The organism is Actinoallomurus iriomotensis, assembly GCF_030269445.1.
Classification (GTDB): domain Bacteria; phylum Actinomycetota; class Actinomycetes; order Streptosporangiales; family Streptosporangiaceae; genus Actinoallomurus; species Actinoallomurus iriomotensis.
In genome coordinates this window covers 67959-91772 of the sequence record NZ_BSTJ01000003.1, presented here as the reverse complement: position 1 = coordinate 91772, position 23814 = coordinate 67959, and the positions used below count along the sequence as shown (strand labels likewise).

The window sequence follows — 23814 nt, the reverse complement described above, 5'->3', positions numbered from 1 at the left end:
GCGTGCCCCTCACAACGGGTGCAGGGGGGCTGTGCGAAGCGCTCGTTCGGGGAGGTGTCCTTGCCGGTGAAACGTCGCCATGCCGTCGCTCGTCCCGCGGTCGCGGGCTCGCCCCGTCTGCTGCACGAGCATCTGCTCGGCCTCGCCCCCATGGCCGTGATCCTCCTCAACGACCTCGGCCACGTGACCCACTGGAGCCACACCGCGGACGAGATCTTCGGATTAGCGCACGAGGAGGCCGCCGGCCGCCCGCTGCGTACGCTCCTGCGGCTGCCGCAGGAGCACGGTGACGCGTTCGAGCCCGGCGGCTCCCGCATCAGGCACGCCTGGACCGGCGCCTTCCTGGTCCCGGCCATGGACGACGGCCCGCTCCGCGAGGTCGCCTGGTGGGTCTATCCGCTCAGCGGCCCCGACCGGGCCCGCGTCCTGGCGATCGCCGCCGACGCCAACCGGCTGCGTGACGGCGGGCCCGGCCTCGCGCTGGGCGACGTCCTCGTCAAGGCGCCCTCCCCGACCCCGCTGACCAGCGAGAGCGGCGTACGCCTCCTGCGCGTCGAGCCGACCCTCCTGCCTCCCGGCGGCGCCGACCCGTCGATGCTCGGCCGGCGGCTGACCGAGATGCTGCCGGCCATGCCGCCCGGCGCCGCCGAATCGATCGTCCGCCAGGTCCTCATCCGCGGCTATCCCGCGGTCAACGTCAGCGTCACCGCGCGGCTGCCGTTCGCGGCCTACTTCGGCACCCCGCCGTCCCCGGAGCAGCGCATCACCAAGGTCGGCGAGCCGCGGCGCGCGACGGCGCCCGTACGCGCGCTCGACCGGTCGGCGGCCCAGGAGCGGCTCGACTTCCTCAACGACGCGGGCAGCCGGATCGTCGACACGCTCGACCCGGTGCAGACCGCGGCGGCGCTGTGCACCGCGCTGGTGCCGCGCTTCGCCGACTTCGCCGACGTCCAGCTCCTCGAGTCGATCGTCTCCGACCAGGAGCTGCCCCCGCTGACCCCCGACGAGTCGCCCACGGCCGTACGCGTGGCGGTGAGCCACGACGACGCGTACGGGCGCTGGGACGACCTGGTGCCGCGCGACGAGAAGCTCCGCCTGCCCGCCGCCACTCCGTTCACCCAGAGCCTGCTGACCGGGCACAGCGTCAGCGTTCCCAAGGTCAGCGAGCGGTTCGCGCGCCGGATGTCGGCCCGTTTCGCCGATCGCGACTTCCGGCCGCTGCTGCAGGGCCGCGCGCTCCTCGTCTCCCCGCTGATCGCCCGCGGCACCGCGCTGGGCAACCTCACGCTGCTGCGGCGGCCCGACCGTCCGGCGTTCGACCAGTTCGACGTCGCGATGGTGGAGGAGCTCTGCCGTCGCGCGGCGGTCTGCGTCGACAACGGGCGGCTCTACCGGCGCGAGAGCCGCGCGGCGAGAGAGCTGCAGAAGACCATGCTGCCCGACGCGCCGCCCGTCGTCGCCGGCGCGCAGATCTGCTACCGCTACGTCCCGGCCAACGAGGCCGTGCGCGTGGGCGGCGACTGGTTCGACGCGATCCCGCTCCCGGGCGGCCGGCTGGCGCTCGTCGTGGGCGACGTCATGGGACACGGCATGACCTCAGCGGCGATCATGGGCCAGTTCCGCACGGCCGTACGCACCCTGGCCGCGCAGGACCTGCCGCCGGGCCGGCTGCTGCGCCAGCTCGACGACCTCGCCCGCCGGCTCGGCGACGAGTACATCGCGACCTGCATCTACGTCGTGTACGACCCGGTGGCGCGGCGCTGCGAGGTGGCCAACGCCGGGCACCTCCCGCCGGTGCTGGTCTCGCCGTTCGGCGACAGCGAACTGCTCGACGTACCCTCCGGCGCGCCGATCGGCGTCGGCGGGGTCGCGTTCGAGACCGCCGAGTTCGAGGTGGAGGACGACAGCCAGTTCGTGCTGTGCACCGACGGCCTGGTCGAACGCCGGGGCCAGGCCATCGACGTGGGCCTCGCCGCGCTGCGGGAGTACCTCAGCGGCCCGCCGCAGCCCCTGGAGAGCGTGTGCCAGACGCTGATCGACGGCTTCGGCGCCAACCGCCCGCGCGACGACGACATCGCGCTGCTCGCGGTGCGGTTCAAGGGCATACCCAAGGACGACGTCATCTCCTGGACGTTCGACGCGCTCCCGGTCCGCGTCCGCCACTCCCGCGAGCTGGTCCGCGAGGCCCTGGCGACCTGGGGGCTGACCGAACTGGCCGACACGGTCGAGCTGCTGGTGAGCGAGCTGGTCACCAACGCCGTACGCCACGGCGCGGGCGACATCGGACTCCGCCTGATCCGTACCGACTCTCTTCTGTGCGAGGTCCGCGACGACGGGCACGAGCTCCCGGCGCTGCGCCGCGCCGACGTCACCGCGGAGAACGGCCGCGGCCTGCAACTGGTCACCGCCCTCGCCGAACGCTGGGGCACCCAGCGCACCCCGACCGGCAAGGTCGTCTGGTTCGAGCAGTCGCTGTAACGCTTTGCGTTGAGCGTTTCCCGGCCGTGAGGATGGGGCCCGTGCCTGCCTTCGCCGCCGCCGACGGGACCCGCCTCGCCTTTCACCTTCTCGGCACGGGCGAGCCCCTGCTCTGCCTGCCCGGCGGGCCGATGCGCGCCTCCGCCTACCTCGGTGACCTCGGCGGGCTGGCGAGGCGACGCCGGCTGGTCCGGCTCGACCTGCGGGGCACCGGAGACTCCGGCGTGCCCACCGACCCTGGCACGTACCGCTGCGACCGGCAGGTCGCCGACGTCGAGGCCCTGCGCGCCCACCTCGGCCTGGACCGCGTCGATCTGCTCGCGCACTCGGCCGCGGGGGACCTCGCGCTGCTGTACGCGGCCCGCCATCCCGGGCGCGTCCGCAGCCTCACCCTGGTCACGGCCCGCGCCCGCGCGCTCGGGATCGACTTCACCGTGGAGCACCGCCGGGAGGCCGCCGCGCTGCGATCGGCCGAGCCGTGGTACGCGACCGCCCGGCCGTCCTTCGACGCCATCTGGGCCGGCACGGCGACCGACGACGACTGGGACGCCGCCGCGCCCTTCTTCTACGGCCGCTGGGACGCGACCGCACGGGCGCACGCCACGTCCGAGGCGGAGCAGATGAACGAGCAGGCCGCCGAGCGGTACGCGTCCGCCGGCGCCTTCGCGCCCGCCGCGACCCGCGCCGCCCTGGGGGCCCCGGCGCTCGTCCTGGCCGGAGAGCTGGACGGCGGCCCGCTTCCCCGCGTCGCGGCCGCCGTCGCGAAGCTGCTGCCGGACGCCGAGCTCGTCGTCCAGCCGGGCGCCGGCCACTACCCGTGGCTCGACGACCCGGCCGTCTTCACCCGTTCCGTCGAGACGTTCCTCGCCCGTACCGCTTAGGGCCCTCCCCGCGGTCGTCAGGCGGTGAAGCCGCCATCGACGTTGATCACGGCGCCGGTGACGTACCGGCCGCCGTCACCCGCGAGATGAGCGACGGTGGCGGCGATGTCACGCGGTTCGGCGTAGCGGCCCAGGGCGGTGAAGCCCCGGATCGCGTCGGCGTTCGGGCCGTCCGCGGGGTTGGCGTCGGTGTCGGTCGGGCCGGGGTGGACCAGGTTCGCGGTGATGCCGCGGGGGCCCAGGTCGCGGGCCAGCCCCTTGGTCATGCCGACGAGCGCGGTCTTGCTCAGCGCGTAGAGCGTGAACCCGGGGAACGTCGCGCGTTCGGCCATGTTGCTGCCGATGCTGATGATCCGGCCGCCCTCGGTCATGTGGCGCGCCGCCGCCTGCGAGGCCACGAACGGCGCCCGCACGTTGACCGCGAGAGTGCGGTCGAGCTCCGCCGGGCCGAGGTCGTCGAGCGGCCCGACGATGAACACTCCGGCGTTGTTGACCAGGATGTCCAGCCCGCCGAACGTCCCCACGGCCGTGTCCACGGCGGCGGTGAGGGCGGCGACGTCCGCGCTGTCGGCCTGGATCGCCAGCCCCCGGCGGCCGATGCCCTTGATCTGGTCGACCACCGCGTCCGCGCGTACGGTGTCGCGTTCGTAGGTGAGGGCGACGTCGGCCCCGCCCTCGGCCAGCCGTAGGGCCACGGCCGCACCGATGCCCCGGCTACCACCGGTGACCAGGGCTACCTTGCCTTCGATTTCCTTCATGCCGTCGAGAATGATCGCCCGCCGACGCGAGCGCTGGCCGGAATGCGACCTGACGTTCGCCCTGCTCTAGGGCCTGTCTCGAAGCCCCGCTGTCCTACTGCGCGGCGCCCAGACGCCGCCTCGCCGCGTTGTCGTCGGTCGCCAGCCAACACCAGGCTGACTCCCTCCTCCGCCTTGCGACGCGCCGCCTGGACACCGCTCGCTACGGACGGGGACTTCGAGACAGACCCTGGGGGATGAACACGGTGCGCCGGTCGGTGCCGGCCTTCGGCCAGACGGACTCCACGTCCGCCAGCGGCACCGGTGCGACGTCGAATGTGATCTCGCCCGCGGTGACCCGCCGGAGCACCTCCGCGTAGCCGGTCGCGGCGTCGGCGACGGAGGCCGCTCCGCCGATCCCGCTGCCGGCGAGTTGCACGGGCGCCCGGCGCAGCGCGATGGCGGGCAGGGACGCCGTCTCGCCCGCGCTCATGCCGACCAGGATGTACCGCGTCCGCCCGGCGGCGGGCCGGGTGCTCGGCAGCGCGGCGAAGACCGCTTCGGCCGGCGCGCCCCACAGGTAGTCGGCGACCAGGTCGTACGGGCCTTCGCCGGCGATCGCCGCGGCCAGTTCGTCGTGCGGGCGATCGACCCGGATCGCGGCGTCCACACCGCGCGCCACGAGCTCGTCCAGGATCCGCTGGTCGCGTCCGGCCGCGACGACGCGCGCGCCGCGGCCCTTGGCGAGCTGCGCCGCGATCCGGCCGGACGCCCCGGTCGCGCCGAGCACGAGGACGGTCTGCCCGGCCGTCACCTCGCCCTCCACGACGATGGTCTTCCAGGCGGCACCGCCGGGGTTGAGCACCGCGGCCGCCGTGGCGTCGTCGATGCCGTCGGGCACCGGCAGCCACAGGCCGCGCCGTACGAGGGTCCGCTCGGCCATCCCGCCGTACGGCGGCCGGAGACCGAAGAACGCCACCCGCGTCCCGTCGTCCAGCCGCCCCACGCCGTCGAGCCCGACGACCGTGGGGAACGCCGGCGGGGCGTAGTGCACGCCCGCGGCCATCCAGCGGTCGGACGGCTTCAGCGCCGCCGCGGTGACCGTCACGACCTCCTCGTCCGCACCGGCCACCGGCGCGGGGAACGTCTCATAGCGCGGCGTACGGCCGAGCCCGTGCAGTACGGCGGCGTGCATGGCCACTCCAATTCCGTTCAGTGTGAACGGAACCGTAGCACCGAACCGGTGCATAATGAACGGAATGGAAGAGGCCGAGGACTACTACGACGTCTGGCTCGGCATGCTCGGGCGGGTCTCCCGCCCCCGGTTCTTCGCGCTGATCCTCGACCGGGCCGGGGTCGACCTGGACCTGGATCTGATCCGCTATCTCGTCCACATCGACCTGCGCGGCCCGATCGGCGTCCTCGAACTGGCCGAGCTCGCCGAGCAGAACCACCCGAAGGCCAGCCGCTCACTGGCCCGGCTCGAAGGGCGGGGCCTGATCCGCCGGGACGAGGCGCCGCACGATCGGCGGATCAAGACCGCGACGGTCACCCCTGAGGGCCACCGCGTGGTCGAGGCGATCAACCAGGGTCGGCGTCGCGTCCTCGACGAGGTGTTCGCCGGCTGGAGCGCGCGTGACCGTACCGAGCTGGCCCGCCTCACCCGCCGGTTCGCGGACGGGATGTTCGCCCTGGTCGACGCGCAGTCTTAGGCGGCGGTGACCTTGGAGCGCTCGTTGTAGGTGCCGGTGTACTCCTGGCCGGACAGCTTCTGGATCTCCTGCATGATCTCGTCGACCAGCGCGCGGCGGCCGCGTGCGGGCGGCATGTCGGCGAAGGGCTTGGAGTCGATCGGCTTGCCGAACGTCACGCCCGGCCGGTGGATGCGCGGCAGGCGGGCGCCGACGGGCATGATCCGCTGCGTGTCGCGTACGGCGACCGGGACGATGCTCACCTGGGCGTTCAGCGCGAGCCAGCCCACGCCCGTGTGCCCCCGGTAGAGGCGGCCGTCCTCGGAGCGGGTGCCTTCGGGGTAGATGGCGAAGGCGTTGCCCTCGCCGAGGGTCTTGAGCGCGATGTCGAGCGCGGCGACGGCCGCCCGCTGCTCCGTGCGCGGCACCGGGATGTGGCCCATCGAGCTGAGGAACGCGCCGAGGACGCTGCTGTCGAAGTACTCGGCCTTGGCCAGGAACGTGACGCGGCGGGGCATGACGAGAGGGATCAGCACGCTGTCCACGAACGACAGATGGTTGCTGGCGAAGATGATCGGACCTTCGGCCGGAACGTTCTCCAGGCCCGAGACCACCGGCCGGAAGACGATCTTCAGCAGCCGCCGGACGACGGTGGACATGAACCAGTACAGCACCTGTGCCTCCCTGAACTCTCAGTAACTGTAGACCGTCAAGCTCAGGAGAAGGTCGCGGTGCGGGCGGCGGTCGTCAAAGCTCGTAGTGGTATTGCCGTGTCTTGCGCAGCGGACGGAACCCCAGCCGCTCGTTGACGGCGAGCATGTGCTCGTTGTCCTCGGCGTTGTCGGTCTCGATCTCCTCGACCGCCGGCCACTCGGCGCGCAGCCACTCGAGCATCGCGGCCTTGACCCACAGGCCGAGCCCGTTGCCGCGGTGCTCGGGCACCACGGCCGTGTCGGACTGGATGGCCCGGGTGCCGTCGCCGACCGGGATGACCAGCTCGGTGAAGCCGGCGATCGTGTCGCCGTGCAGGGCGCCGACCGTGAGGAGGGTGTCGCCGCGCTTCTCCACGACCTCGGCCATGTCGCGGACGCGGTCGGCGTCCCAGGTGGTCGTGGTGTCCATGTCGCCGGCGGGCATGTCGCCCATGGCGGACTTGGCGGTGGCGAACGTGTCGGCCAGCTCGTCGGGTACGACGCCGAGCCAGCGCGTCAGGTGGTAGCCCGGGTGCTCGGCGTGCACGATCTCCGTGATGCCGGTCACCTCGCGTACGTCGAGCAGGAGCAGGCTGAGGGAGAGCACGCAGGCGAACCCCTTGGCCTCGAGGAACGCGGCGCCCGGAGTGTCGGAGGAGGCCTCGACGACGAGGCTGCGGCGTCTCTCCCGGCGTGCGGCCTCGGCGACGGTCTCGAGCAGGCGCGAGCCGACGCCGCGCCGCCGGTGGTCCGGATGGACGTCGATCGTGACCTGGCCGAGGTGGTCGCGCCCCGGGCCGTCGAAGAGGCGGAGCCGCGCGACCCCGGTCAGCACGTCGCCGGTCCGGACGGTCCACCGCAGATCGCGGCTGTCCAGACCCGGGGTGGTCAGGTCGCCGTGCACGTGGTCGAGCGTGGGCATCGGCTCGCCGGGCAGGTCACGGGCCACCGACGCGGCGAGGACGTCATGCCATGCCGCGACGTCGCTATCCGAGATGTCGTGCAGTTGCTGAACCGTGTCCAAGGAGGCTCCTCGAATGGTTGGCTCGCCTTCCTATGGACCGTACGCGCCACGGCGGTGACGCGTCTGTCATTCGAGGTAGCCGCCTGGGGGCGTAACTATGGGTTTGACCGCTATGCCGGAGAGATTCAGGCATATTGATCATGATTCATCGGGCACGGGCGACAAGATCACCCGCGCTCGAGGGTCTTCCGCAGCAGTACCGCCTGCCGCCGGTAACCCATGCGCTCCTCGTAGAACGGGACCGAGAGCGGGCTGCTGAGGTTGGTGTCCGTCACCGCGACCACCGCCCCGCCCGCGCGCCCCCATTCCTCGGCTGCCTCCATCAGGGCTGTGCCCACGCCCCGGCGCCGGTAATCCTCCGTGACCGCGAGGAGGTTCACCACGAGACGCGTGCGCGACAGATCGCGCTGGATCTGCCGGTGGGCGTCCGGCGCGGGCCGCAGGATCGCCGCCTCGATGATTCCCACCACGCCGTGCGGCGGAATCTCGGCCACCCGCCACAGTTCGTCGGCCGTGCGTTCCTCGCGGATGGCCGCCTCGAACCACTCCGCGAGACCGTCCTCCTCCGGCACCTGGATCACCTCGGGGACGAGCGCGGAGTAGTAGCGCCCGGCGTCCGCCCACGCTCGCGCGCAGCCTTCCCCGTCGCCGGGCCTGATGTCGCGAATCGTTGGGCGCATGGGCGGATTCTCCTCCGCGCCGGGCGACGATCAAGTCCCTTCCGCCGCGCCCCCGGGGTCGGAGAGCACGTGGAGGAGGCCGATCAGCGTCGGGCCGTTCACGATCTTCCCGTCGGCGATGAGGCCGCGGACGCTGGAGAGCGGCACCCAGGCGATGCGCTCGGCCTCGGTGATGTCGGTCGGCGGGCCGATGTGCTCGGCGCCGTCCGCGCGGAAGATGTGATGACGCGAGTCGACCGAGCCGCTGGAGGGCTGGGAGACGACGATCAGCCGCGGCGGCCCCGGGCGCCAGCCGGTCTCCTCCTCGGCCTCGCGCACCGCGGCCTCCTCGGGGGTCTCGCCCTCCTCGATCCGCCCGGCCGGGATCTCCCAGCCCCAGGTGTCGGTGACGTGCCGGTGGCGCCACATCAGCAGGACGCGGTCGCGTCCGTCCAGGATCACGACGGCCGCCACGGGCCGCGCCATCCGTACGACGTGCTGTTCGAACCGCTTGCCGTCCGGGAGTTCGACGTCGACCAGGTCGAGACTGATCCACGAACTCTCATAGATCGCCCGCCGTCCGTGGACCGTCCACCGCATGAAGGCCATCCTTCCCGCTCATCCGCGTCGGCCCCGCGCCGACCCCGGCCCTTGGCGATACACCGTCACCGTGTTTCCTCCTGTCTCATATGCCACATGTGAGGCTTTTTCACCTCTTCCGGCCAAGACCGTGGTGCCGCGCCACGGGGGTGCTTTGCTGACGGGTACCGCGAGCAGAGGACGGTCATGGCCAGACGAACCCGCAGCCAGGCGCAGTGGGCGTGGTGGACGGGAATCGCGGTGCTGGGAGCCTTCGCCCTGTTCGCGGGCACCTGGAGGCTGTGGGCGCTGACTGCGTTGGTCTGGTCCATGTACGAGCTGTGCTTCTGCCCGACCAGGTGCGGAGTGGCCACGCGCGAGGGCGACGCCTGCCGGAACGGCGCCCGCGGCCGCCTGTTCGCCTGCACGAACGTCGCGGGTCACCAGCAGCTCAAGACGGACGCCCTGTGGCGCCTGCCCGGCCGGGGCAACCCGCTGGCCCGCCTCCGCCCGAGGTACGGCGACGGCGCGCCGTCGCACCGCAAGACGCCGGCGCCGCCCTCTCACGCGGTGGAGCCGAACCAGCGCATCGTGGCCTACGTCGCGGTCGTGTGCGTGTTCGCCGTCGTCATCCAGACCGCGGTGGGGCTCGCCACTCTCTGACGTCGGCTTTCTCCGGGAACGCGGACTTCTGGACGTCGGCCCGTGATGTCATACTCGCCCCATGAGGGCGGGTTACGGGCTGCGGGCGGCGCGTGCGGTGGTGTTCACCGTGCTGTCCGTGCTGCTGTCCGCCGGAGGCCGTCTCGTGGTGACCGGCAGGCCGTTGCCGCTGACCACGCTGCTGGTCGCCGGAGCCGCCGTCTTCCTCCTGGCCCTGCTGCTGACCGGGGCGGAGCGCCGCTTCCTCCAGATCGCGGCCATGCTGGTCCCGGCCGAGCTGGCGCTGAACGCGCTGTTCAACACCGTGCAGGAGCGGTGTGCCGTGGCCGTGCCGGGCGCGGGTTCCGGCGGCTGGCCGGGGCTGCTCGTCTGTGGCGGCGGCTCGGTGCGTCCGGGCCTGCTCGGCGCCGCCGCTGTTTCTCCCTCCCACTCACTGGCCGCTCTGGCCGCCGGCCAGGTCCTGGTGCTGCTCGCGCTGCACACCGTGGTCGCGCTCGTGATGGCCGCCTGGCTGCGGCGCGGTGAGGCGGCCGTCTTCGTGGTGCTGCGCGCGGCCGCGGCGCTGAGCTGGACCGGGTTGACGGTGCTGTGGGCGCTGCTCACGGCGGCCACTCCTGACCCGCTGCCGCCCGCGTGGCGGGTGCCGCCGCTGGAGCGGCCGTGCCCCGGCCCCCGGCACGTGCTGCGACGTACCTCGACACGACGGGGCCCGCCGGTTCTCGCTCCGGCCTGCTGAGAGACCGCCCGGCCCCCGTACGCCTCGCCGTACGGCGTCCCCGGCTGTCTCCGGAGGGGACCCGTCCGCGGGTCTCCCGCTCAGGTCATGCGTCCCTTTCTCCACTCTTCGAGCCGAGGACGGCCATGAGCGACAACCAGAACACCAAGAACACGACGAAGAGCTCCCGATCCGCGCGGTCGCGCCTGCACGCCGAACAACTCCGGCGGAGGCGGGCACACGCCCGCCGGCGCAAGGCCGGCATCGCCGCGGCCATCACGGCGATCCTCCTGGGCGGCGGAACGGCCCTGGCGATCGGCACCGCGAGCGGCGGCGCCGAGGACGGCCGGGTGACGATGCCCGCGAACGCCTCCGGCACCGACGGCACGGTGATCGTCTATGGCAGGGCGACGGCGCCTGACACCCTGGACGTCTGGGAGGACTTCCGCTGCCCGTACTGCGGCAAGCTGGAGAAGGCCGACGGCAAGGCCATCCAGCGACTCGCCGACACGGGCGTCTACAAGATCCATTACCACATGGGCACGTTCCTGGACGGCAACCTGGGCGGCCACGGCTCGACGGAGGCGTTGCAGGCCGCCGGTGCCGCGCTCAACGAGGGCGCGGCGCGGTTCAAGGCGTTCCACGACGTTCTGTACGCCGGCCAGCCCGACGAACGGACCGACGGCTTCGCCGACCAGAGCCGGCTGCTCGCCCTCGCCGCGAAGGTGCCCGGCCTGACCACGCCCGCCTTCGTCCAGGCCGTCAAGGACCGCACCTACGCGGGCTGGGCGCACAAGGTCAGTGACGCCTTCAACCGCAGCGGAGTCGACGGCACCCCGACGCTGAAGCTGAACGGCCGGCCGCTGGCCGTACTCGACGGCGCGGGGAACCCGATCGCGCCGGCGCGGTACACCGCGCTCGTCCAGCAGTCCGTCTCCGGCCGTTCGCAGCGGTCATGACCACGTCGACGTCCACCCTCTCGGCGGCCACGCGTCCGCGGGCGGTGTCCGGGAGCGGCCCGCTGGCCTGGTCGCTGCTGCTCGCCGGAGCGCTGGGCCTGGCCGCCTCGGCCGTCCTCACCCTGGAGAAGATCCGTCTCCTGGAGAACCCGAACTACCGGCCGAGCTGCAACATCAACCCGATCATCAGCTGTGGCTCGGTGATGCGCACGCCGCAGGCAGCCGCCTTCGGCTTCCCCAACCCGTTCCTCGGCATCGCGGGCTTCTCCGCCGTGATCGTCGTCGGTGCCGCCCTGCTCGCCGGCGCGGCCTTCCGTCGCTGGTTCTGGCTCGGGCTCCAGGCGGGCGTCCTGTTCGGAGTCGTGTTCGTGCACTGGCTCATCGACCAGACGCTCTACCACATCGGCGCGCTGTGCCCGTACTGCATGGTGGTGTGGACCGCGACGATCCCGCTGTTCTGGTACGTCACGCTGCACAACGTCCGGCGCGGGGTGATACCGGTCCCGGGATCGTGGCGACCGGCGGCACGGGTGGTCGCCCGTTACCACTGGGTGGTGCCGCTGGCCTGGTACGTGCTCATCGCACTGCTGATCCTCAACCGGTTCTGGTACTACTGGCGCACTCTGCCGTAGCGAGACGGCGGAACCTCCCGGACCCGACGTCGGGTCCGGGAGGTTCCGGCGCAGGCCGATCAGCGGCGGCGCAGCGACGGGTCGAGCAGGGCGGGCGGAGTGTCGATCTTCTCCTCCGGGGCGAGGTCGACGCCGGGTGCGACGATCTCGTCGACGGCGTCCAGAACGTCGGGGGAGAGCACCGTGTCCGCGGCGGCGAGCTGGGAACGCAGATGATCCAGCGTGCGGGGGCCGATGATCGCGCTGGTCACGGCCGGGTGCGCGGTCACGAAACCGAGCGCGAGCTGGATCATCGTCAGACCGGCCTCGTCGGCGATCTTCGCCAGCCGCTCGACCGCGTCGAGCCGGGCACGGTTGGCCGGGACGGAGAGGTCGAAGCGCTGCGGCATGAACGCCGAGCGGTTGGTGGTGATCTCCCGGCCCTCGCGGATCGCGCCCGACAGCCAGCCCGAGGCCAACGGGCTCCACGCCAGCACCCCGAGTCCGTACTGCTCGGTGACGGGCAGTACGTGCGCCTCGATCCCGCGCTGCAGGATCGAGTAGCTCGGCTGCTCGGTGACGTACCGGCCCAGGTGGTTCTCCCGGGCGGCCCACTGGGCCTGCACGATGCGATACGCGGGGAACGTCGAGGAGCCGAAGTAGCGGATCTTGCCCGCGCGCCGCAGGTCGGTCAGGGCCGACAGCGTCTCCTCGTCGCTGGTCGTCGGGTCCCACCGGTGGATCTGGTAGAGGTCGACGTGGTCGACGCCGAGGCGACGCAGGCTGTCGTCCAGCGCGGTGACGAGCCAGCGGCGTGAACTGCCCTGGTGGTTGCGCTCGTCGCCCATCGGCATGTTCGCCTTCGTGGCCAGCACGATGTCCTCACGGCGCCCCGCGATGGCCCGGCCGACCATCTCCTCCGACTCGCCGTTGCCGTACATGTCGGCGGTGTCGATGAGGTTGATCCCCGCCTCGAGGGCGGCGTCGACGATGGCGGTGGCCTCGTCCTGGGTGGTGCGTCCGATCCTGCCGAAGTTCATCGCGCCGAGCACGAGGGAGCTGACCTGGACACCGGTGCGGCCCAAGGTGCGGTACTGCATGACAGTGTTTCCTTCATCCGGGTGTACGTGGTTTGGGCACCGGCCCCCTGCTCTGGCATCATGAGCAAACGGAACCGTGTTCCGAAACGATACGGAACGCTGTTTCGGTTTGGCAAGTTCCGACGGAAGGAGAGGCGCGGTGAACGACGGCGACGGGGGCGCGGGGAGTACGGCCCCGCGCAAACGGTCCGACGCCCGGCGCAACGAGAGAACGCTGCTCGACGCCGCCGCGGCGGTCTTCGTGACCTCGGGCGTCGAAGCGCCGGTGCGCGACATCGCGGCCAGAGCGGGAGTCGGGGTGGCCACGATCTATCGCCACTTCCCGACGCGGGCGGATCTGATCATCGCCGTCTACCGGCACCAGGTCGAGGCCTGCGCCGAGGCCGGCCCGGCCCTGCTGGAGAGCAGCGCGACCCCGCACGCCGCGCTGGAGCGATGGGTCAACCTGTTCGTCGACTTCCTGGTCACCAAACATGGGCTCGCCGCGGTGCTGCGATCCGACGACCCTGGCTTCGGTGCACTGCACGCCTACTTCATCGACCGCCTCCTGCCCGTGTGCGCCCGGTTGCTCGAAGCCGCGGCCACCGCCGGCGAGATCCGCGCGGACGTCGACGCGTACGAACTCATGCGCGGCGTCGGGAACCTCTGCATCGGCGCGGACAACGACCCCCGCTACGACGCACGCCGACTGGTCGAACTCGTCATCGCCGGACTGCGCGTACGGCGATAGCTTCCGGATCGATGTTCCGGAAAACCTGAAGCTCAGCGGCAAGGTGGGCGGGTGGCCGTCGACCTGAATGGGCGTCCTACCGGTGCGGAGGTCTCCATGAAGCGAACCGCGCGACGATGGACGTTCGTCTGGCTTCCAACCGTCGCGGACCTCGGCTTCTGGGATGTTACGGCTGGGCTGATGCTCAATGGGCCGACCAAGGTCAATGGCCGGGGCGGAAAGGCCCGTCGGGACACTAAGCGAACCAACCGGACTCACGGAATATCGGGTCGGAGCATCTGACACGGCGCCCAGCTGCCGAGCGATGTTCGAACGGCGTCACGGCCTTGCCTCGCAGTGGCCGCGCCGCTGGTCGGCTGCCCCGTGGATCGTCTCGATGTGTCAAGACCGTCCCATGGAATCGGCTATCAAATGACTGGTGCCGTTTAGGGTGGACAGCGGGCAGGGAACGGGGGTTGCTGTACAGGCCTGTCGACCGGAGGGCTGCCATGCCGGGTATTGCCGGAGGTCACACTTCTCGCGAACCGATCACATCGGGCTTGTTGTCATTCGCCGGTTTTCTGATTGGATTGGTAGGCTTCTTCAACATAGTGGATGGTCTTACCTCTTTGACTAAGAGGACCCTCTATCTGGTCCCATCGAGCAAGCTGCTCGTCTTTGATTTCACCGCCTGGGGTTGGATCTGGATCATCGTGGGGATCTTGCAGATCTTCGTTGGTGTTTCGATTTTTGCAAGACGAGCGTGGGCGAGAACGGCAGGAATCACACTCATGCTGCTTGCCATCGCCGGTCAGTTCGCCTTTATGAACGCATTTCCGCTGTGGTCGATAGTCATAATCGCCGTGTCTCTTGTGGCTATCTATCTGTTGATGGTTCCGGCGCCGGGTTCGCTCGCGCACTGACCGGAGTGCCGGCACAAACGCAACATAGATCGAACGAAGATCGGCGAGGGCTCACCGACCGCATCAGGCCTCACGCAACACGCCGACCCCGCAAGGCTCGACGGGAGCAGTCGATCCAGGAGTTCACCTGGGCCAACGCCGCCCAGGTTCATCCCGCGTATCTCCCGCGACCAGCGACTGAGAGCTGCTTCCGGCGGCCTACGGCTGCACACATGCAGAACCCCGCCGACCGGCGTTCGTGCTGGTCAGCCAGAGGTTTTCCTTGATCAGGTAGGTGCCCCCGGCAGGATTCGAACCTGCGGCACACGGTTTAGGAAACCGTTGCTCTATCCCCTGAGCTACGAGGGCTTGACGCTGGTCAGAGCCTAGCGGAGCCGCTGGGCCGTCCGCTGCACGCTGCGATCATTGCACACATATTGCCCTGTGCTCGATCGCCCGCCTCCACGTCGACGTCCAGGATACGGGGTGCAGTGCGGCCGTGGGGGCCGCCGCGACTGGCATCCACTCGGGCCACCAGACTCTGTGCAAGCTGTCTGCACGGCTTCGAGGCGGCCCGACAAGCGGGCCGCACGCGCCGCCGACTCGGCGCCCGCCCTGCGACTCCCGCTGACGCTCCCGCTCCGGGCGGGCCGGAAAGCCGGTCGGCTGGCGCGGATCACGCTTTAACCCTCGGGCCGCCGAGACGTCAGACGGTCGCCGAGGGATCTTGCTGTTGGTCGCGTGGACGGTTGTGCCAGGAGGGTGAGTGCCTCCGGCGGGGCACTCCGGCTCCGGGGTGGCCCCGAATCTGGTTCGGGTCTGTGAGTGGCTGAGGTGGAAGCGTCCATCCCGCCTGCCGACGTCCCAGGACAAGCCAAGCAGAACCGCCGGCGGTGGCGAAGGTCGTTCAGTCATGAAGTGCTCCACCTTCACCACCGCCGGCGGTTCCGCTTCCCTGTGCGGGTGGGACGACGGCAGACGGGATGGACGAACCGACTCGTCAGGCGACGCACCCCTATGTAGACTCTCTACATGGCATCAGAAGTGAAGATCACGACTACCGTGGCGAAGGTGTTGAGGGTCTTTCTAGAAGAACCTGCACAGCTTCGCTACGGCTTTGAAATCATGCAGCTGACCCGGCTGGCGAGTGGCACTCTGTATCCGATCTTGGCTCGTTTGGAGCAGGCCGGGTGGCTTGTCGGACGTCAAGAGGACATCGATCCTGCAAGCTCGGGGCGACCGCGTCGTCGGTTGTACATGATCAGTGAACAAGGAGTCGAAGGCGCGCGCTACGAACTCGCCGCACTCAGCGAGCAACTACGGCCGCCGGCTATCGGACCTCTTAACCCTCGGTCTCGGGGGAGTGAGACATGAGCGCCTTCACGTGGACCTGCCTTGCGTTCATGGGTGGTCTGCTCCTGGTCGCGCTAGGCGATCTGGTGAGCGAAGAGATCCGCAATCGTCTCGACGGCCTCCCCTTTGCCATTCTCCTCGCAGCTAGTCGGCGACTACCGCCCGAGTTGCGTATGCCGACATACGAAGAGGAGTGGCTCCCTGAGTTGCACTTTGTTTTGCGCGGCGATCAAGCCCTACCGATCACCCGGCTCATCAAGGGAACGCGCTTCGCGTTCGGCCTGCTCCTCGCCGCCCGGGCGATTGGACACGATCTCCAGGATGTACGCGGAGCGGAACGAGATGTCATCGTCCCCACCCCCCTGAAGGTCACGGTCCTCGCTTCCGAAGATATCGAACTACTGGCAGAAATTTCACGTGGAGTTACGGCCGACGTCGCCGCCCAGCGACTACGAGTGACGCCCAAGGTCCTCCGGCGACGCCTGAGGAGAATTTGTGACGAGCTCGACGTTAATACGCCAATCGAAGCTGTGGTCTGGGCTGCTAGGAAGGATCTTCTCTAAACCGGGTGGGGGTGCTTCACGCCGAAGAGGTCAACACGCAGGGCACATCGAGGGCACATCGCAGCGCGATCACACACGAAACGTTGAGAACCGCCGAGACCGCCACGACCAGGTCAACGGCGGGGACCCGCCGCCGAGGCAGGTCACAGACCCGCCGAATTAGTACCCGGCCTACAGACTGACTCCAGCGGCGACGGATTTACAGAGGGTCGGCGTTCATGCTCCCACTTGCGCTATGAGCTGGAGGGACATTGCATAGCGCGCCACCGAGTGGTGCGATCATCCCGCGTATATGCCGTGTCGTTCTGTGGTGTCGTACGGCGGCGGGAGGTGCTGTATGACGGTGTTGCTGTATTTATCTGCTATACCACGGCAGGTTCGGGCGCTCGGTGAGGAGTGTCGTGATTAGAGGACAAGCCGACCCGGACCGCAGGAGCCGTCAGGCTCTGAGGACCGGAAGCGGCGCGTCAGCACCTGCTTTTGGTTGATGTGTGACGGCCGGGTGGCACCTTGTGGTCATATGGGAGGTCTGAGTCGGGTGTCTCCCGCGGGCTCGGGTTGGGGTGTTGGTTAATGGCAGGTGGCCGGCGGTTAGTCCGTGTGGTCGTGGGCTCGGGTATGGCCGGGTTGGGTGCCTTGGCGGCTACCTGGCTGGGCGATCACCACGTCACGTGGCTTGGTGGAGTCGTCGGGGCGGTCAGTGGGGGGTTCGCTCCGACAGTCTTCGATTGGATGAAGGATCAGGCCGGAAAGCTGCAGGCGCGCGCCAGCGTTGGTGAGTTGGCTGCTGATGAGGGGCCGGCTGGGTTGTTGGACCCGCGGCGTGCGGTGGTGGACTTCGTTGGCCGTGAGGGGGAGTTGGCCGAGCTGATCGCCTGGTGTGGGGACGATTCGGCGGGGCCGGTTCGGTTGGTGACCGGCCCGGGTGGGGTTGGTAAGAGCCGTCTTGCGGTGCAGTTGTGTGCGCGGATGGCTGAGGTCGGCTGGTCGTGTGTCCGGGTTGGTGATGGAGGCGAGACTGGCGCGGTTTCGGCGTTCGGTGGGGGCCGGCCGTTGTTGCTGATGGTGGATTATGCCGAGACTCGGGTTGGGTTGGCGGGATTGCTGCGGCAGGTCGCGGCCGCCGCGGAGGTTCCGGTGCGGGTGCTGTTGCTGGCTCGTAGCGCCGGTGAGTGGTGGGACCGGTTGGGGGAGGGCGAGCCGCGGGTGCGGAAGCTGTTGGCGGATGCGTATCCGGGTGAGTCGTTGGCTTCGGCGGTGGCTGAGGGGCTGTCGGATGAGCAGATCGTGGCGCTGGCGGTTCCGCAGTTCGCCAGAGCACTGGGGGTACGGCCGCCGGAACGGGTGAGGGTGGCTACCGGTGCGGGTCGGGCGCGGATTTTGGATTTGCATGCGGCCGCGTTGGTCGCGGTGTTGAACGCCCGCGATGGCGATGGAACCGCCGAAGTTTTGGTGGATGTCGCCGAGGTGCTGGATGAGTTGCTGGGGCATGAGGAGAGGTTCTGGCAGGGCAGCGCCGTCCGCGGTGGTCTGTTAGAGGGGCCTGCGGGGATGACGGTGGCGACGCTGCGGCAGATTGTGGCGGCCGGCGCGCTGTTGGGGGCGGCCAGCCGGGACGAGGCAATGGACCTGTTGGAGCGGGTACCGGGTGCGGTGGTGTCGCTGAAGGTCGCCGGATGGCTGCGGGAGCTGTATCCGCCCCACGCTGATCCGGGAGCGGGGGCTGAGTGGTTGGGGTCGCTGCAACCTGACCGGCTCGCCGAACATCACGTCGTCGCCCAATTGAGCACGTCCACCGAACTCGCCGAGGCATGCTTGGAAGGATTGGATGACCGGCAGGCGCGGCGTGCGTTGACGTTGCTGGGCCGCGCGTCGGTCGATCAGCCGGCGGCAGCGCCGCTGCTGGAACGGGTGCTGCCGCTGCTGGAACGCGTGGTGGCTGACCTGACCTCAGATCTGGACACCTTGACCGCGATCGCGGACGCCATCCCCTATCCCACCATCCTGCTCGCCGAGGCTAATGTCGCGATCACCCGGCGGATTCTGGGTCTGCTGCCCGCTGAGGCCGTGCCGCTGCACGGACGCTGGCTGACGAGGCTTGGTGTCGCGTTGTCTCAAGTAGGTCGTCCGGCCGAGGCGCTGCCCGTCACCGAGGAAGCCGTCGCGATCCGAAGGGAGCTGGCCGCCGCCTATCCCGATCGCTACCGGCCCGACCTCGCCCGATCCCTGTCCAACCTCGGCGTCGGGTTCTCGGAGCTGGGGCGTCCGGCCGAGGCGCTGACCGTCGCCGAGGAGGCTGTCACGATCTACCGTGAGCTGGCCGCCGCCTATCCCGATCGCTACCGCCCCGACCTCGCCCGATTCCTGTCCAACCTCGGTGTCCGGTTCTCGGAGCTGGGGCGTCCGGCCGAGGCGCGGCCCGTCAGCGAGGAAGCCGTCGCGATCCTAAGGGAGCTGGCCGCCGCCTATCCCGATCGCTACCGCCCCGACCTCGCGGACGCCCTGTCCAACGTCGGTGTCCGGTTCTCGGAGCTGGGGCGTCCGGCCGAGGCGCTGACCGTCGCCGAGGAGACTGTCACGATCTACCGTGAGCTGGCCGCCGCCTATCCCGATCGCTACCGCCCCGACCTCGCGGACGCCCTGTCCAACGTCGGCATCTGGTTCTCGGAGCTGGGGCGTCCGATCGAGGCGCTGACCGTCGCCGAGGAGGCTGTCACGATCTACCGTGAGCTGGCCGCCGCCTATCCCGATCGCTACCGCCCCGACCTCGCGGACGCCCTGAACAACCTCGGCATCTGGTTCTCGGAGCTGGGGCGTCCGGCCGAGGCGCTGCCCGTCGCTGAGGAAGCCGTAGCGATCCGAAGGGAGCTGGCCGCCATCTATCCCGATCGCTACCGCCCCAAACTCGCCCAATCCCTGAACAACCTCGGCATCTCTTTCTCGAAGCTGGGCCGTTCAGCCGAGGCGCTGCCCGTCGCTGAGGAAGCCGTAGCGATCCGAAGGGAGCTGGCCGCCATCTATCCCGATCGCTACCGCCCCGACCTCGCCCAATCCCTGAACAACCTCGGCATCTCTTTCTCGGAGCTGGGCCGTTCAGCCGAGGCGCTGCCCGTTGCTGAGGAAGCCTTAGCGATCCGAAGGGAGCTGGCCGCCATCTATCCCGACCGCTACCGCCCCGACCTCACACGTTCGTTTGAGGTCCTCATTCAGGTATTGGAGGAGTTGGGGCGACCCGGAGACGCGGAGCACGTAAGGGGGGAGCTCGATCGGCTCAAGCCAACCGGTGACATCCCGGAGTCATGAGACCAGCTGGGTTAGGCAATCGCTGTCGTCGGCTGCGGTCGGACGGCCGCGGCGGGACCGGCCCGCAGAGGCCGCACGCCCGGCGCGGACCGGCCGAACCGCGGCGGCCCGCGCAGCGGGACGCCTTTAAAGACGTAAGGAAAAGTCTCATCCGGCGAGCTATGCCGGGTTCCCGCCGATGTCTTCTGCCTGCTCTGGTGGGCTCAGCCGGCTTCTGCTTGGTTCTCGTAGCGTCGGCGCCATGCTGCGCAGCGCTCGACGTAGGCCGGGAGATGGCGTGTCTCGAATTCCTCGGCGGACCAGTCGTCGGCTCCTACCTCGGCGTCAGGGTTGCACGCGTATGCCCATCCATGGCGGCCGTCGATGAGATCGATCCGCGTGAGTTCGTACACCGGATCTTCGAAGGCGTCCAAGACGCGCCACTCCTCGGGAGCGAGGCCGGTCAGCAGGAAGCCGCGGGCGGTGGCTTCTCCAGAAACGAGACCCGGATACACGCGTTCGGGCAATGTCGCCACTCGCCACCCCTTCGCCGCCGCTGGCTCGTGGTCGGGTACTCGATCGATGAGGGCGAACAGGACGTCAGGAAACTGGAGGCTTCCGTAGACGAAGAGAGCCTCCGGGGCCACCGATAGGCGGTCCCGCTGGCCAGAGTTCGGCGAGGTCGGTTGGGGTGAGTGGTTCCCGGTACGCGGCATGAAGCACCTCCCGGGACACCTTAGCGTCGGCCTCGGCGAGGGCCACGAACCAGTCGAACCCGGCGGGATACGCCCACATGTACGACCGGTGTACGGGGTCTGCGCCACGATCGGTGAGGTATCCCGCGATGGTCTTGTCGCTCCACCACGGAACACAGACCCGCAGATGATCGGCGCACTCGATCACCGGGGTCTCTTCGTTGAGCGCCTGGTGGACTTGGGAGAGGACGAGTTGCGTGTAGTGCGTGAGACGGACTCTGGTGATGAGCACCTTGTCGTCTGGGAGAACGAAGAGAGGCCATGCCTGGGCGAGCCCTTCCAGCATGACCTGTTGCGGCGCGTGGATGGACAGCAGACGGACCCATGGGACGTCTTCGGCTGCTGCCCTGGCTGCGAGACTGGCGCTCTGCAATCCGTGTCCGAGTACCTCGTGCAGGGCAAACTGCCGGGCACCTACTTGGGTGAACTCGACGTTGGGCAGGTTTAGCCGTAGGCGGACGTCTTGACCGGCTCCGTCGAGCCAGTAAGTCCAGTACGCGTCTATCTCGGCTGTCTCGATCGTCAGTCTGTAGGGGGCAGTGCTACCGGTCGCCTCTCGGATGACGGGTTCCAGCTCCCGCGCGGCCTGGCGGATGGCATCGGGTGCCTCCTGCACGTCGAGCAGTCCTTCAGCCTGGCGAAGGTCGGAGTTAGTGTCCGGCCCCCACCCGATGCCGAGATCTGCGAGAGCGCCGCGAGCCATCTCGGCGCGTTCCTCCACGTACTCAGCCGGCCAACCGGCAGCACCACATCCCTGCGTCGCCCGGATGTAGTCGCTCAACGGTGGCCGCTCTCCGAGGACGGCGCCGAGATAGGCAAGGTCGGCATCGAGTCGGCTAGCAAGGGGCCCATCCGCCACCGAGCGGAGCGCTGCCAGCCTGCGATAGGCCGTGAGCCGGTCGGTGACCGGTTCAGCCTCCGGACCTCCGGGGAAGCAATCGAAGTCGATGATGGGCGAACCGCCCTGGGCGATCTCGTAGGCGTTCCATGCACGGAGGACGGCTTCGACGTCTTCACGCAGACTCATGCTGGACATCCCATCGCAGCGTGATGGCCTGGTTAGGGCGCAGATGGTCACGGGTCAGCGTCATGTTCACATCGTCGCCGTCGTAATCCCACACTAGGTGATCTTCGGCGGAGCTCTCCGACCCGTTCGGTTCTTCCTCTGTTGCCGAGCAACGCAAGAGCTGTCCGGCGCCCTGATGGCGGATACGGAGCGTGTACTGCCGCGTGTAGCGAGGGATCGAGTTCCGCCAGTAGTGATCGTAAACAAACTGGCCACCTTCACAGACGAAACCGACTGTCGCCATGTCTCCCGGCTGGAGCGGTGGGGAAATCTGGCACGCGAACTTCGACAGGTTCGCCGTGTCGTGTCTGCGCTGGATCATGACGTGGCGGTCGGGGTCGCTGACAGGTCCGATGACGAGTCGATCACGCGTGTTCTCGAACCACACCTCTCGGGCCAGCCGAGTCATGGGCTTGTCAGTCAGGTTGAGCAACTGGTGGCGGTAGGTGACCCGCGACCAGCCCTCGTGGTCGATGTCGATGTCTGCGCTCATCGACAGCTCAACGATGTTTCCGGACAGGCTGGCGAGCTGAGCTGCCTCATCGTCACTCAGGCGAAGCACGCGTTGTAGTTCAAGGAGTTGACGCCCGAGCCTGCGAGCAGTGTCGCTGGCTCCTTCGACCGAGTGAAGCAATGCCGGAGACACTGACGGGCTTGAAGCCTCGGAAGGCTCCCACCTCACGTCTCCCTCAGGCGCGTGAAGCTGCCGGTCAATGGTCTCAAGTAGGTCTGCGGCCTTCGTGGCGCCGGCCGAATCATCGCCGACCGGCGGGGTGTCGTGGTCGTCGGTGACGCGCTCGAACAACTGCTCAGCGGTCCAGCCGGGGAACATCTTTTCCAAAACCCGACAATGGTCGGGATATGGCAGGCCCTTGACGTCTCCAGACATCCAGCGGTGGAGCTGCGCGCGGCTCGGTCCGGCGCCCTCCAGCGAAGGGTCAACCTTCTTAGCAGCCTTGTCGTACTCGGCGGTGAACGTTCGGTACGTCTGCCAATGACGCTCCCGCAGCAAGACCTTCAGCCGTACGGGGGCCGTGATCCGTTCGTCCATCACGGGCGACGGTAGCACGAGATGAGACATAGATGAGGCGAAGCGAGCACTAGACGTTCGGGATGCAATACGCGCGGTGTAGCAGCGCGACACGTCTCTTCACGAAGCTCTAAGACATGAACGACGGCGGGACCGGCGGCATGGCGAGATCGGCTGACAGCCATCACACGGTCTCACTCCCACCGAGGGACGTGAGAGTGGAAACGAGCAAGTCACTGGAGATGGAGTTGCTTGCCGAATTGCGGGCGGCTCTTACGGAGCATGACATCTGTTCTGAAATTCGCGAGGACGTGGCAGGGCTGGCCGTCGTAACTGACACCCCTGGCGTCTTTCTATGGATCTTCGTCAGTTTCAGCAGTCGGTACTTCTCCTGGGCAGAAGCGAGCCACCAGCACCCTGTCAACGACGTGGCTGGCGCAGCCCGACGAATCGCTACGCACGTCCGAGGTTTCCGCGTCGTCGGGGGTGAGCCGTGATGAGCAATGACAACTTCGTCCCAAGCGCGGACGAGTTTGCACTGGTCACATCAATCGACCAGGCGCGGAAAGCCTGGATGGGGAGGAAGAAGCGCTTGACGGAGTCCGAGCGTCAGCTACTGCTTGCCGAGGTCGCCAAGATCTCCGCAGAGTTGGGCGAATTGCAGGCGTGGGCCGCTGCGATTACGCGGCGCGTCACCGACCATGCGGACGAGCGAACGGGCCGAACCGCATAAGCCCAAAGCCTCTCTGCCACTCGGGCGTCTTGAAACTGGCTCGTCTGGCAGGTTTAGCGAGCGAAGCCGCCGGATGGCTTCGGTAACCAACGAGGAGGTAACGCCGTGAACATCGGCTACCAAGACCGTGAGCTTGAGCTGATTACACACTTGTGTCGGCGCCTGGCCGCGCTGGGGTTAAGCGTGGGAATGAGTGACGCTCGGCCCGCGGCGGTAATCCGTACCCGAAATGAACCTACTCTGACGATCACGGTGGACGCCTCGGGAGATTGCTTCGAGTGGTCCGAGGGTGCGCACCGGCATCCAGTCGCCGACCCGTCCGGGGCAGCGGCGGCCATCGTAGAGTACGTCAAGGCCCAGCGATCGAGGCCGGGTGGGCTGTCGTGATGTCGCGTGGAGGGCTGGCCGGTCGGGCTTCCGCGGGCATCTTGGCTCGGCGTTATAAGCGCAGCGGGGCGGCGCCCGTCAACGATGGGGAGTGCTTCGAGCAGGCCCGGCATATTCAGGCGACCTACCGCGATTGGCTGGTTATGTGGTCGCCCTGGCATCGAACGTTCACCGCGTTCAGCTGCTTCACGCCCGAACCGTTGGTGGTCGACGAGCCGACGCCCGAGGCTCTGATCAGCGCAATG

Annotated in this window: 24 protein-coding genes and 1 tRNA gene; 14 read left to right on the top strand and 11 right to left on the bottom strand. The window is 68.9% G+C overall.

Annotation, left to right across the window (positions count from 1 at the left end):
- Nucleotides 1–66 precede the first annotated feature (66 nt).
- Both QSK37_RS13425 and QSK37_RS13420 read left to right on the top strand, forming a co-directional pair.
- Nucleotides 67–2478 (top strand): ATP-binding SpoIIE family protein phosphatase, encoded by a 2412-nt coding sequence (locus tag QSK37_RS13425; protein WP_285620231.1) that lies wholly within the window; start codon nucleotides 67–69, stop codon nucleotides 2476–2478.
- A gap of 41 nt (nucleotides 2479–2519) precedes the next feature.
- A complete protein-coding gene (locus QSK37_RS13420; protein ID WP_285620230.1) occupies nucleotides 2520–3359 on the top strand; it encodes an alpha/beta fold hydrolase in 840 nt (279 codons plus the stop codon).
- 17 nt (nucleotides 3360–3376) lie between these two features.
- Here QSK37_RS13420 and QSK37_RS13415 read toward each other — a convergent pair whose 3' ends face one another.
- On the bottom strand, nucleotides 3377–4117 hold the full coding sequence (locus tag QSK37_RS13415; RefSeq protein ID WP_285620229.1) for an SDR family NAD(P)-dependent oxidoreductase: 741 nt from the start codon (nucleotides 4115–4117) through the stop codon (nucleotides 3377–3379).
- Between the two features lie 202 nt (nucleotides 4118–4319).
- Complete coding sequence (locus tag QSK37_RS13410) at nucleotides 4320–5291, bottom strand: quinone oxidoreductase family protein (RefSeq protein WP_285620228.1); 972 nt, start codon at nucleotides 5289–5291, stop codon at nucleotides 4320–4322.
- A gap of 64 nt (nucleotides 5292–5355) precedes the next feature.
- On the opposite strand from QSK37_RS13410, the gene QSK37_RS13405 reads away from it, so the two are divergent.
- Nucleotides 5356–5808 carry a MarR family winged helix-turn-helix transcriptional regulator gene (locus tag QSK37_RS13405; RefSeq protein ID WP_285568655.1) on the top strand — a complete coding sequence of 151 codons (453 nt, stop codon included), beginning with the start codon at nucleotides 5356–5358 and terminating at the stop codon, nucleotides 5806–5808.
- On the opposite strand, the gene QSK37_RS13400 is transcribed toward QSK37_RS13405, so the two are convergent.
- The 4 genes from QSK37_RS13400 to QSK37_RS13385 all read right to left on the bottom strand — a co-directional run bounded on the left by QSK37_RS13400 (nucleotide 5805) and on the right by QSK37_RS13385 (nucleotide 8762).
- A complete protein-coding gene (locus QSK37_RS13400) occupies nucleotides 5805–6461 on the bottom strand; it encodes a lysophospholipid acyltransferase family protein (RefSeq protein ID WP_285620227.1) in 657 nt (218 codons plus the stop codon). The two genes, QSK37_RS13405 and QSK37_RS13400, sit on opposite strands and share 4 nt — an antisense overlap.
- A 73-nt stretch (nucleotides 6462–6534) precedes the next feature.
- Entirely contained in the window at nucleotides 6535–7503 is a 969-nt protein-coding gene (locus QSK37_RS13395; RefSeq protein ID WP_285620226.1) for a GNAT family N-acetyltransferase, read from the bottom strand.
- A gap of 167 nt (nucleotides 7504–7670) precedes the next feature.
- A complete protein-coding gene (locus tag QSK37_RS13390) occupies nucleotides 7671–8183 on the bottom strand; it encodes a GNAT family N-acetyltransferase (protein WP_285620225.1) in 513 nt (170 codons plus the stop codon).
- 30 nt (nucleotides 8184–8213) lie between these two features.
- The gene (locus QSK37_RS13385) at nucleotides 8214–8762 is read right to left on the bottom strand and encodes an NUDIX hydrolase (RefSeq protein ID WP_285620224.1); all 549 of its coding nucleotides are present in this window, start codon (nucleotides 8760–8762) and stop codon (nucleotides 8214–8216) included.
- A 186-nt stretch (nucleotides 8763–8948) separates the two neighbouring features.
- On the opposite strand from QSK37_RS13385, the gene QSK37_RS13380 reads away from it, so the two are divergent.
- The 4 genes from QSK37_RS13380 to QSK37_RS13365 all read left to right on the top strand — a co-directional run bounded on the left by QSK37_RS13380 (nucleotide 8949) and on the right by QSK37_RS13365 (nucleotide 11710).
- Nucleotides 8949–9404: a hypothetical protein gene (locus tag QSK37_RS13380; RefSeq protein WP_285620223.1), complete on the top strand. Its 456-nt coding sequence runs from the start codon at nucleotides 8949–8951 to the stop codon at nucleotides 9402–9404.
- Between the two features lie 61 nt (nucleotides 9405–9465).
- Nucleotides 9466–10140, top strand: coding sequence for a hypothetical protein (locus tag QSK37_RS13375; RefSeq protein WP_285620221.1), 675 nt, complete (start codon nucleotides 9466–9468; stop codon nucleotides 10138–10140).
- Nucleotides 10141–10265: 125 nt separating this feature from the next.
- Nucleotides 10266–11078 (top strand): DsbA family protein, encoded by an 813-nt coding sequence (locus QSK37_RS13370; protein ID WP_285620219.1) that lies wholly within the window; start codon nucleotides 10266–10268, stop codon nucleotides 11076–11078.
- The gene (locus QSK37_RS13365) at nucleotides 11075–11710 is read left to right on the top strand and encodes a vitamin K epoxide reductase family protein (protein ID WP_285620217.1); all 636 of its coding nucleotides are present in this window, start codon (nucleotides 11075–11077) and stop codon (nucleotides 11708–11710) included. The genes QSK37_RS13370 and QSK37_RS13365 overlap by 4 nt, the downstream gene beginning before the upstream one ends.
- A gap of 59 nt (nucleotides 11711–11769) precedes the next feature.
- Here the strand turns inward: QSK37_RS13365 and QSK37_RS13360 are convergent, their stop codons facing one another.
- Nucleotides 11770–12789 carry an aldo/keto reductase gene (locus tag QSK37_RS13360; RefSeq protein ID WP_285620216.1) on the bottom strand — a complete coding sequence of 340 codons (1020 nt, stop codon included), beginning with the start codon at nucleotides 12787–12789 and terminating at the stop codon, nucleotides 11770–11772.
- Nucleotides 12790–12928: 139 nt separating this feature from the next.
- Between QSK37_RS13360 and QSK37_RS13355 the strand changes: the two genes are divergently transcribed.
- Nucleotides 12929–13519, top strand: a complete 591-nt coding sequence (locus QSK37_RS13355; protein ID WP_285620215.1) for a TetR/AcrR family transcriptional regulator — start codon at nucleotides 12929–12931, stop codon at nucleotides 13517–13519.
- Nucleotides 13520–14007: 488 nt separating this feature from the next.
- Nucleotides 14008–14421 carry a DUF7144 family membrane protein gene (locus tag QSK37_RS13350; protein WP_285620214.1) on the top strand — a complete coding sequence of 138 codons (414 nt, stop codon included), beginning with the start codon at nucleotides 14008–14010 and terminating at the stop codon, nucleotides 14419–14421.
- Between the two features lie 275 nt (nucleotides 14422–14696).
- Here the strand turns inward: QSK37_RS13350 and QSK37_RS13345 are convergent.
- Nucleotides 14697–14769 (bottom strand) — tRNA-Arg (locus QSK37_RS13345).
- Nucleotides 14770–15432: 663 nt separating this feature from the next.
- On the opposite strand from QSK37_RS13345, the gene QSK37_RS13340 reads away from it, so the two are divergent.
- The 3 genes from QSK37_RS13340 (at nucleotide 15433) to QSK37_RS13330 (ending at nucleotide 19619) form a co-directional block, all read left to right on the top strand.
- Nucleotides 15433–15774, top strand: coding sequence for a PadR family transcriptional regulator (locus tag QSK37_RS13340; RefSeq protein WP_285620213.1), 342 nt, complete (start codon nucleotides 15433–15435; stop codon nucleotides 15772–15774).
- Nucleotides 15771–16316, top strand: a complete 546-nt coding sequence (locus QSK37_RS51725; RefSeq protein ID WP_432705562.1) for a helix-turn-helix domain-containing protein — start codon at nucleotides 15771–15773, stop codon at nucleotides 16314–16316. Before QSK37_RS13340 ends, QSK37_RS51725 begins: the two co-directional genes overlap by 4 nt.
- 732 nt (nucleotides 16317–17048) lie before the next feature.
- Complete coding sequence (locus QSK37_RS13330) at nucleotides 17049–19619, top strand: tetratricopeptide repeat protein (RefSeq protein WP_285620212.1); 2571 nt, start codon at nucleotides 17049–17051, stop codon at nucleotides 19617–19619.
- A gap of 203 nt (nucleotides 19620–19822) precedes the next feature.
- Here QSK37_RS13330 and QSK37_RS13325 read toward each other — a convergent pair whose 3' ends face one another.
- From QSK37_RS13325 to QSK37_RS13315, 3 genes are read right to left on the bottom strand one after another with little or no spacing between them, the layout of a single operon-like run.
- Nucleotides 19823–20314: a gamma-glutamylcyclotransferase family protein gene (locus QSK37_RS13325; RefSeq protein WP_285620208.1), complete on the bottom strand. Its 492-nt coding sequence runs from the start codon at nucleotides 20312–20314 to the stop codon at nucleotides 19823–19825.
- Entirely contained in the window at nucleotides 20199–21380 is a 1182-nt protein-coding gene (locus tag QSK37_RS13320; protein WP_285620207.1) for a hypothetical protein, read from the bottom strand. Before QSK37_RS13320 ends, QSK37_RS13325 begins: the two co-directional genes overlap by 116 nt.
- Nucleotides 21367–22470: a hypothetical protein gene (locus QSK37_RS13315; RefSeq protein ID WP_285620204.1), complete on the bottom strand. Its 1104-nt coding sequence runs from the start codon at nucleotides 22468–22470 to the stop codon at nucleotides 21367–21369. The genes QSK37_RS13320 and QSK37_RS13315 overlap by 14 nt, the downstream gene beginning before the upstream one ends.
- Nucleotides 22471–22667: 197 nt before the next feature.
- Here QSK37_RS13315 and QSK37_RS13310 point away from each other — a divergent pair, with 197 nt between their 5' ends.
- Nucleotides 22668–22946: a hypothetical protein gene (locus tag QSK37_RS13310; protein WP_285620202.1), complete on the top strand. Its 279-nt coding sequence runs from the start codon at nucleotides 22668–22670 to the stop codon at nucleotides 22944–22946.
- Nucleotides 22946–23182: a hypothetical protein gene (locus QSK37_RS13305; protein WP_285620201.1), complete on the top strand. Its 237-nt coding sequence runs from the start codon at nucleotides 22946–22948 to the stop codon at nucleotides 23180–23182. Before QSK37_RS13310 ends, QSK37_RS13305 begins: the two co-directional genes overlap by 1 nt.
- The last annotated feature ends 632 nt before the right edge of the window (nucleotides 23183–23814 follow it).

Bases quoted from the DNA above. Each gene is read 5' to 3' on its own strand.
- QSK37_RS13415 (WP_285620229.1), bottom strand. From the start codon at position 4,117: ATGAAGGAAATCGAAGGCAAGGTAGCCCTGGTCACCGGTGGTAGCCGG.
- QSK37_RS13410 (WP_285620228.1), bottom strand. From the start codon at position 5,291: ATGCACGCCGCCGTACTGCACGGGCTCGGCCGTACGCCGCGCTATGAG.
- QSK37_RS13405 (WP_285568655.1), top strand. From the start codon at position 5,356: ATGGAAGAGGCCGAGGACTACTACGACGTCTGGCTCGGCATGCTCGGG.
- QSK37_RS13390 (WP_285620225.1), bottom strand. From the start codon at position 8,183: ATGCGCCCAACGATTCGCGACATCAGGCCCGGCGACGGGGAAGGCTGC.
- QSK37_RS13385 (WP_285620224.1), bottom strand. From the start codon at position 8,762: ATGCGGTGGACGGTCCACGGACGGCGGGCGATCTATGAGAGTTCGTGG.
- QSK37_RS13380 (WP_285620223.1), top strand. From the start codon at position 8,949: ATGGCCAGACGAACCCGCAGCCAGGCGCAGTGGGCGTGGTGGACGGGA.
- QSK37_RS13375 (WP_285620221.1), top strand. From the start codon at position 9,466: ATGAGGGCGGGTTACGGGCTGCGGGCGGCGCGTGCGGTGGTGTTCACC.
- QSK37_RS13370 (WP_285620219.1), top strand. From the start codon at position 10,266: ATGAGCGACAACCAGAACACCAAGAACACGACGAAGAGCTCCCGATCC.
- QSK37_RS13365 (WP_285620217.1), top strand. From the start codon at position 11,075: ATGACCACGTCGACGTCCACCCTCTCGGCGGCCACGCGTCCGCGGGCG.
- QSK37_RS13360 (WP_285620216.1), bottom strand. From the start codon at position 12,789: ATGCAGTACCGCACCTTGGGCCGCACCGGTGTCCAGGTCAGCTCCCTC.
- QSK37_RS13350 (WP_285620214.1), top strand. From the start codon at position 14,008: ATGCCGGGTATTGCCGGAGGTCACACTTCTCGCGAACCGATCACATCG.
- QSK37_RS13340 (WP_285620213.1), top strand. From the start codon at position 15,433: ATGGCATCAGAAGTGAAGATCACGACTACCGTGGCGAAGGTGTTGAGG.
- QSK37_RS51725 (WP_432705562.1), top strand. From the start codon at position 15,771: ATGAGCGCCTTCACGTGGACCTGCCTTGCGTTCATGGGTGGTCTGCTC.
- QSK37_RS13330 (WP_285620212.1), top strand. From the start codon at position 17,049: ATGAAGGATCAGGCCGGAAAGCTGCAGGCGCGCGCCAGCGTTGGTGAG.
- QSK37_RS13325 (WP_285620208.1), bottom strand. From the start codon at position 20,314: ATGCCGCGTACCGGGAACCACTCACCCCAACCGACCTCGCCGAACTCT.
- QSK37_RS13320 (WP_285620207.1), bottom strand. From the start codon at position 21,380: ATGAGTCTGCGTGAAGACGTCGAAGCCGTCCTCCGTGCATGGAACGCC.
- QSK37_RS13315 (WP_285620204.1), bottom strand. From the start codon at position 22,470: ATGGACGAACGGATCACGGCCCCCGTACGGCTGAAGGTCTTGCTGCGG.
- QSK37_RS13305 (WP_285620201.1), top strand. From the start codon at position 22,946: ATGAGCAATGACAACTTCGTCCCAAGCGCGGACGAGTTTGCACTGGTC.